The organism is Methylophaga sp. UBA4204, from assembly GCF_002379485.1.
Lineage (GTDB): Bacteria > Pseudomonadota > Gammaproteobacteria > Nitrosococcales > Methylophagaceae > Methylophaga.
The window spans coordinates 33,456-38,296 of the sequence record NZ_DFTU01000029.1; the positions used below are offsets into that span (position 1 = coordinate 33,456).

Genomic DNA, 4,841 nt, shown 5'->3' on the forward strand with positions numbered 1-4,841 from the left:
CCGCGTTCGGCAATCTCTTTCACGCCGGCTTTATCGGTGTTGTAAACGATTTTGCGAAACGCCGGAGCAATCGGATTGTACATATGTAAAATGGCCCGACGAGCCCCTTTAAGTGACTCTACAGTGCGCTCAATTAAATCCTGACGGGCCTGGGTCAATACTTCAATAGTGACATCCTCCGGGATCACATTTTCTTCGATCAGACGACGGACCAGATTAAAGTCAGTTTCCGAGGCAGACGGAAATCCGACCTCGATTTCCTTAAAGCCCATTTCCACCAGGGCTTTGAAATAACGCATTTTGGTTTCGATCGACATCGGATCAATCAATGCCTGATTGCCATCACGCAGATCGGTGCTCATCCAGATAGGCGGCTTTTCAATCACCTGATTCGGCCATTGGCGATCCGGTAATTGAATTGGCTCAAAGCGACGATATTTTTGAGCGGGATTGGCAATCATCTTCTGACTCCTGAGTCTGGATAAGCAAAATAGAGTGCCTGAGAGCGTAGTTTTTTTAGGGACGCTTCCGGCAGGTTTATTTAACAAGGATTGGAGGGTAACCAATCTTTTTCAGTTTCCGCCATTCACTTGTGATGAACTTGAGAGAACTGCGTTAAACAAAGCTTGTGGCTTATAACACTACCGGTTCAGGCATGTGGAATAGTATAAAGAGACAGCTGCAGAATTAAATTGCTAAAGTTTCATGAAAACGTCTCCAATACAAATATAATTGCTGATAAAGTTATTTTTTAAGCATAAAATGCTTTTAATGTATTTTATTGGAGTAAATCATGACTGAAAAACTGGATCGATATGATCATATGATTCTCGATATTCTGCAAAAGCAGGGCCGCATTTCCAATCAGGAACTGGCCGAAGCGATTAACCTATCTCCCTCCCCTACACTTCGACGTGTCAAACAGATGGAAGAGAATGGTTTGATCGATGGTTATGTGGCGTTATTAAATGCACGTAAGCTGGGGCTGACACTGATGGCTTTTATAGGCATTAGTATGGATAAACATACCCCGGAACGCTTTAGTGGTCTGGAAGAAAAGCTCGCCAGTTACCCGGAAGTATTGGAATGTCACTTGATTACCGGTCAATCAGCAGATTACTTGCTCAAAGTGATCGTCAAGGACATGGATGCCTATCAGCAGTTTCTGTTGCAGAAACTCACTCGAATTGAAGGAGTGACTGGTGTGCATACGTCGTTTGTGATGAAATCACCGATAAAATCGACGGCATTACCATTAGATTAATGCTCCGTTCAGGTCGCTTTACTGTCAGGATTTCTCTAAATGCTCACGAATAGACTGTAATTCAAGTCGATGGGCATCAGTCGCCTGAGGATAGGCTAATGGCAACGCACTCAATGTGTTTAAAAAGATTTCCGAAATAATTAACCGGGCATTCTTTTTATCATCAGCAGGGATGATGTACCACGGTGCCTCTTTCGTTGTTGAAGCATTAATGCACTCTTCGTACGCTTTGGTATAGTCATCCCAGAATTCACGTTGTTCAATATCTGCAGTAGTCAGTTTCCAGTTTTTATCGGGGTCATCGATTCTCTGCATAAAACGTCTGGCCTGCTCATCCTTGGATTGATGTAAAAAGAACTTAATGATTCGGGTGCCACTTCGATGCAAATGTGCTTCATGTTCCAGAATGGAACGGTAACGGTTCTGCCAGAAGCTTTTTTTGGGGGGCAGTTTATCGGGTAAGCGCTGTGACACCAGAAACTCAGGATGCACTTTAACAATCAGCACCTCTTCATAATAGGAGCGATTAAAAATACCGATCCGTCCCCGTTCAGGCAGGCAACGTGCCGTTCGCCAAAGAAAATCATGTTCCAGTTCGTTTGCACTGGGCTGTTTAAAGCTGAATACCTGAAAACCCTGTGGATTAATACCTGACATCACATGCCGTATAGCGCCATCCTTTCCCGCGGCATCCATGCCCTGAAAAATCAGCAGTATCGAATAATGATTATCGGCATAAAGCATATGCTGCAACTCACTTAATGCCTCAACATTCTGTTTCAGTATTTTTTGGTAGTGTTTTTTTGAGGTATATAAAGGATCAATCAGAGTAGGCCATTTCTTCAGATTAATCTTGCTGTCTGGCAAGGCCTGAAAATCGCTGATATTGAGCTTCATCATTATTGCCTTTGAAGGTATGAATCTGTCGGGATGTATTTTCGCTTATTAGACGCTTGAAAATCTCAAAGGACAAATTTCCTATAATGATGATTCGGGGAAATCCTTATTAACCTGCCAAAGCCCATCAGCAAAATAGCCTTGGGAATCTTGCCAGTTTTTCAACACATTAAAGCCGGTTTCATTGGCCATTTTATGCATATCTGATAGCAGGTATTTATGTGACAGCTCAAGATGGATGGCTTCATAGGGGTTAAATTCAAACGTTTTCTCCAGCGCCCCGATATGTACTTCCTGTTGCTCCAGCGAGACTAAATAACTCTCCATCGCCCCATGCCGCGGATTATACATTCCATGATGCGAAAATCGGTTTAAATCAAACTCACCATCCAGCTCATTATTAATACGGGTTAATACATTCAAATTAAAAGCGCGGGTAATGCCTTTTTTGTCGTTATAAGCCCGGGTTAGTACATCAATATCTTTTTTCAAATCAAAACCAATTAACAATAAATCATTATGATTCAGACACTTCCAGATACTGTGCAAAAACCGTTTGGCACTTGGAAAGTCAAAGTTGCCGATATTGGAGCCCAGCAACAGCACCAGTTTGCGACTGTCAGATGTGTTTTCAAGGTGGCGGATACTGGCAAAATAATCACCGACAATACCGTGAGTAGTTAGCGTCGGATGAGATTGATTTAATGAACTGATCAGATCTGCCATCGCCGATTCAGAAATATCGATGGGTATGTAAGAAAACGCATCAGTGGATTCTAATAGTTTGCTCAGCAAAACTTTAGTCTTACAGCCATCCCCGGCGCCCAACTCGACAATTTCAAATGGCTTATCCTGGATAAATCCAGCAAGTTCAGATCCAACCTTACTAAGGATTTCAAATTCACAACGTGTTGGATAATATTCCTCCAACTCGGTGATCTGTTCAAATAACTTACTGCCTTTGGCATCATAAAAATATTTACTTGGCAGATATTTGGTGGGTGCTGAGAATCCCATTAAAACATCAAAAGCAAATTGCTCTTTAAGGGCATCTTGCGTTTGATTTCGAATTGAATCCAGAACCAGATAGGTCATTACAAATCCTTTGCCAAACGAATACCGGTAAAAGCCCAGCGATCATATGGGCGGTAAAAATTTCGATAACTGGCACGCATGTGATGTTTAGGCGTTGCCACACAACCACCTTTCAAAACATACTGATTCGCCATGAACTTACCGTTATATTCGCCGAGCGACGTATTAGATGTTCTGTATCCAGGATAGGGTGAATAAGCACTGTTAGTCCATTGCCAGAGCAGACCTGTATCAAATTCATCACATGCCCTGTCAGGAGAAGGATAAATTGATTGTTCCGGATCCCAGAAAGCGTTTTCAGCCTCAAACAACTGTCTGTTACGAGAAGTATACGACTCCAGTTCAAACTCAGTAGGCAGTCGTGCCCCCATCCATCGCGCATAGGCATCGGCTTCATAAAAACTGATATGACTCACCGGTAAATTCGGGTTTAAAGGTTGCAGACCGCGGAGATGATATTCATCCCAGTGATGGTTTTGTTTACGCCAGTATAGCGGATGGGTCATTTGGTTTTGCTGCACCCAGTCCCAGCCATCACTTAACCATAGCTCTGGACGACGATAGCCACCATCGGTCATAAAATCCATATATTCGCCATTGTTAATCAGCCGATCAGCCAACTGAAAACCACTAATCCAACGCCGATGGCGGGGACGTTCATTGTCATAGGAGAACTCATCCAAACGCGCACCAAACAGAGAAATATTTTCTGTCCATTCCAACCAGCCCAGGGCTCTGGCAGGTAATAAAATATCATCGGCATCAGCAGTCTGTTCATAGGCAGCAGGCCAAGGCTGATTACCCAGAATAAATTTGATATCCATTAACAACAATTCCTGATGCTGCTGCTCGTGTTGTATTCCGGTGGCAATTATTTCCAGTTGTTGTTCAGACAGAGCGTGCGATTCAAAAAGATCAACAATCGCCTCGGTAATCTGCTGTCGATAAAGCATGATTTCTTTCACTGTCGGCCGAGACAGTTGACCACGATTGGACTGCTGCCAATGGGCACCCTGACTTTTGTAATACGAGTTGAATAAAAAATGATATTGAGGCGATTTGCTGGTTTGCGCTAGCTGAAGTGGTGCTAAAACAAAACAGTCAAAAAACCAGGATGTATGGGCCAAATGCCATTTTGGTGGACTGACATAAGCGGCTGGCTGTACGACCAGATCTTCAATTTCCAGATTGGCACAAATCTTTTCCGTTTGTTGGCGGACTTCTATAAACGCTTCCTGTAAAGAAGTTTCGAGTTCTTCATTTACTTGCCCAAATACAGTTGGGTCTATTGCACTATTTTTTCTTGTCATTGATTCAACTCCATATTGGGTTTTATCAACCACCTGACCTTTTGAAGTCGCGATAAGCTGGTTAACTTAAGAGCCGAAGAGCTCAATAGCAAACACCTGCGGCTTGCATCGGCGATAAACCTTGTTCATTTAGCACTGTTAGCAGAGTCGTATTAGCGACTCCGCTAACTTTTTTGCTGTTAAATTTAAAGCAGGATCGCCAATAAAATAATGATGGGAATTGGCACACCTAAAAACCATAAAAGAATGGATCGCATGTTATTTCTCCTTAAAAA

4 protein-coding genes and 1 pseudogene are annotated in these 4,841 nt (G+C 42.8%); 1 reads left to right on the forward strand and 4 read right to left on the reverse strand.

Annotated elements, in window-relative coordinates; all coding sequences use genetic code 11:
- Positions 1-461, reverse strand: a pseudogene (locus tag B3182_RS03555) (2-isopropylmalate synthase); the annotation flags it as partial.
- Between the two features lie 332 nt (positions 462-793).
- Here B3182_RS03555 and B3182_RS03560 point away from each other — a divergent pair.
- Positions 794-1,264, forward strand: coding sequence for an Lrp/AsnC family transcriptional regulator (locus tag B3182_RS03560; protein ID WP_292353609.1), 471 nt, complete (start codon positions 794-796; stop codon positions 1,262-1,264).
- 24 nt (positions 1,265-1,288) lie between these two features.
- Here B3182_RS03560 and B3182_RS03565 read toward each other — a convergent pair whose 3' ends face one another.
- From B3182_RS03565 to egtB, 3 genes are all read right to left on the reverse strand, one after another.
- Positions 1,289-2,164, reverse strand: coding sequence for an ADP-polyphosphate phosphotransferase (locus tag B3182_RS03565; protein WP_292400176.1), 876 nt, complete (start codon positions 2,162-2,164; stop codon positions 1,289-1,291).
- A 78-nt stretch (positions 2,165-2,242) separates the two neighbouring features.
- Positions 2,243-3,256: an L-histidine N(alpha)-methyltransferase gene (gene egtD / locus B3182_RS03570; protein ID WP_292353607.1), complete on the reverse strand. Its 1,014-nt coding sequence runs from the start codon at positions 3,254-3,256 to the stop codon at positions 2,243-2,245.
- Positions 3,256-4,566: an ergothioneine biosynthesis protein EgtB gene (gene egtB / locus B3182_RS03575; RefSeq protein WP_292353606.1), complete on the reverse strand. Its 1,311-nt coding sequence runs from the start codon at positions 4,564-4,566 to the stop codon at positions 3,256-3,258. Before egtB ends, egtD begins: the two co-directional genes overlap by 1 nt.
- Positions 4,567-4,841 lie beyond the last annotated feature (275 nt).